At 74.1% G+C, this 3,118-nt stretch carries 2 protein-coding genes and 1 pseudogene; all 3 read left to right on the plus strand.

What is annotated here, in order from left to right; translation table 11 throughout:
* Positions 1–1,145, plus strand: a pseudogene (locus ACI783_RS19725) (hypothetical protein); the annotation flags it as partial.
* 65 nt (positions 1,146–1,210) lie between these two features.
* Positions 1,211–1,771: a hypothetical protein gene (locus tag ACI783_RS19730; protein ID WP_457142025.1), complete on the plus strand. Its 561-nt coding sequence runs from the start codon at positions 1,211–1,213 to the stop codon at positions 1,769–1,771.
* Positions 1,768–3,118: LGFP repeat-containing protein (locus ACI783_RS19735; RefSeq protein WP_457142026.1), on the plus strand; the 1,351-nt coding region annotated here is incomplete at its 3' end. The genes ACI783_RS19730 and ACI783_RS19735, both read left to right, overlap by 4 nt.

The following is a 3,118-nucleotide window of genomic DNA, read 5'->3' on the forward strand; positions in this document are numbered from 1 at the left end:
TGCCGGCGGCGTTGCTGACGGCGTACGAGACCGCGGGTGGTCCTGAGGGGCTGCTGGGTTTCCCGACCGCGGCGGCCGGGCGCACCCCCGACGGGAAGGCCCGGTTCCAGCACTTCCAGGGCGGCTCGGTGTACGTGCTGTCCTCGGGCACGTTCAGCGTTCCTGCGAGCGTGCGGAGCGTGTGGTCGCGGACCGGCTGGGAGCACGGCCCGCTGGGCTACCCGACCGGTGCGGCGGTGGCCACCACCGCGGCCAACGGCGGGACGGCGGGGACCGCGCAGCCCTTCGAGGGGGGCACGGTCTACGTGCCGGCCGGCGGCACCGGCCACCTGGTGTCGGCCACCGTCGAGGCTGCGGTCGGGGCCGCCGGCGGGACCGCTGCCCTGGGCCTGCCGACGTCGGACGTGCTGCGGCTGCCCGACGGGAAGGGCAGTCTGCAGCGGTTCGAGCGGGGGTCGGTCTACTCCTCGCCGGCGACGGGGACGCGGGCGGTGACCGCGGAGCTGTTGCCGGCGTGGGGGGCCACGGGCTGGGAGCGGGGTCCGCTGGGCTACCCGACGACCAGTGCCACGGCGTTGGCGGTGGGGGGTGGCCGGTTCGCGCACTTCCAGGGCGGGTCGGTGTACTGGTCGCCGGTCACGGGCGCGCGCGTGCTGCGGGGTCCGGTGCGTGAAGCGTGGGCCGCGGTCGGGTGGGAGCGCAGCGTGCTGGGTTACCCGACCACCGACGTGCGGACCACGCCGGACGGGAAGGCGCAGTACGCGCACTTCCAGGGCGGGTCGGTGTACTGGACCCAGGCCACCGGGGCGCGGGTGCTGACCGCGGAGCTGCGGGCGGCGTGGGCGGCCACCGGCTGGGAGCGGGGTCCGCTGGGCTACCCGACGACCAGTGCCACCGCGTTGCCCGGAGGTGGCCGGTTCGCGCACTTCCAGGGCGGGTCCGTGTACTGGACCCAGGCCACCGGGGCCCATGCGCTGCCCGCCGTGGTCCGGGACGCCTGGGCGGGCACCGGCTGGGAGCGGGGCCCGCTGGGCTACCCGACCTCCGGTCCCCGGGCCGTGGCCGGCGGCACCATCACCGACTTTCAGCGCGGCTGGATCCGCGTGTCGAGCACGACGGGTCGCGCGTCAGTCACCGTACGGTGACTTGGCGGGGTTGACCTCTCCACCCAGCCGGCCCCGTCCGGGCGCCGTGATCGAAGGGCCTCGTCATGTCCAGTTCCCCCCGCGGCCTGTGCCGTGTCCTCTCCGTCATCACCGGCCTGGTGCTGCTCAGCGGTTGCACGGCCGGTGCCGGCGAGCAGGCGGCCGCCCCGACGGACGGAGCAGTGGCACCCGACGCGGTCGGGGTGACCGACGCAGCGACGACGGCCGAGCAGACGGCCGGGCAGACGACCGGATCGGCCACCCCGCCGGTCGGGGCGATCACCGACCCGGACGCGCCGGTGGCGACCGACGACAGCCGCCCGTCCGCCACCGGCGTGGTCCTCAGCTACGCGTACTGGGACGAGCGGAGCGACGCCGTCCTGGCGTCGGGGTACGTGAGCCCGCACGTGGAGGAGGGCGGGACCTGCACCCTCGTGCTGACCCGCGACGACGAGGAGGTGACCGCACGCACCGCCGGCCTCGCCGACGCGAGCACCACCAGCTGCCCGGAGATGTCGGTGCCGGGAGCCGATCTCCGGTCGGGTGACTGGGCCGCGGTGCTGCGCTACCGGTCGCCCAGCGGATCGGGCACCTCGCAGCCGCTGGACGTGGAGGTGCCGCGGTGACCGCCCCCGGACCCCTGCGCCCGGCGCGGCGGCGCACCGCCCGCGCGCTGCTCGCGGTGGCCTGCGCCGCCGTGGGGCTGACCGCCCTGCTCGCCGGCAGCGGCCCCGGTGCCCAGCCCACCGCACTGGTCGAGGCCGCCGACACCTCCCAGTTCCGGGCCGGCAACATCATCAGCGACCAGCTGTTCTACGACGGCAACGCGATGTCCGCCGCCGACGTGCAGACCTTCCTCAACAGCAAGAACCCGAACTGCAAGCCGTCGTCCGCCGGGGTGCCGTGCCTGAAGAACGCCACCCAGGACACCTACACCCGGCCGGCCGACTCGCGGTGTCCCGGCACCTACGTGGGAGCCCGGGCCGAGACCGCCGCAACGATCATCGCGAAGGTGGGCAAGGCGTGCGGGATCAGCCAGCGGGTGCTGCTGGTCATCCTGCAGAAGGAGCAGGGGCTGGTCACCCTCAGCGGCGACAAGCTGACGGTGACCCGGTACGAGAAGGCGATGGGCTTCGGCTGCCCGGACACCGCCCCCTGCAACCCGGCGTACGCCCACCTGTTCAACCAGCTCTACAGCGCTGCGCGCCAGTACCAGGACTACCGGCTCGCGCCGCGGGCGATCAAAGCCGGCATCGTCAACCAGATCCGCTGGCACCCGAACGCCGGGTGCGGCTCGTCGGCGGTCTTCGTGGAGAACTGGGCCACCGCCGGGCTGTACACCTACACGCCGTACCAGCCCAACGCCGCGGCGCTGCGGGCCGGATCGGGCACCGGGGACGGCTGCTCCGCCTACGGCAACCGGAACTTCTGGATCTACTACACCGACTGGTTCGGCTCGACGCAGGTGCCCGGAGCCGCGAACGTCACCTCCCGGTACGCCGCCACCGGTGGCACGACCGGGCCGCTGGGGGCCATCCAGGGCAGCGTCGCGTGTGGCCTGGTCGGTGGTGGCTGCCTGCAGCACTACGCCAAGGGCACCATCTACTGGTCCCCGGCCACCGGTGCGCAGATCGTGCTCTACGGTGCGGCCCGCGACAAGTGGGGGAGCACCGGGTGGGAGCGGGGGCCGCTGGGCTACCCGGTCCGGGACGGCGTGTGCGGGCTCCCCTCGGGTGGGTGCTTCCAGGCCTTCCAGAAGGGGTCGGTGTACTGGTCGTCGGCGACGGGTGCGCGGGTGCTGTCGGGTGCTGTGCTGGAGAAGTGGGGCACGACCGGCTGGGAGCGGGGGCCGCTGGGTTATCCGGTGTCGGATGTGACGTCGTTGGCCGGTGGGGTGCAGTTCGCGCACTTCCAGGGTGGGTCGGTGTACTGGTCGCAGGGCACGGGTGCGCGGGTGGTGTCGGGTGTGGTGC

The organism is Modestobacter sp. SYSU DS0511 (assembly GCF_054050755.1).

Excerpts from the sequence above, each read along its gene's own strand:
- ACI783_RS19730 (WP_457142025.1), top strand. The coding sequence starts at position 1,211 with ATGTCCAGTTCCCCCCGCGGCCTGTGCCGTGTCCTCTCCGTCATCACC.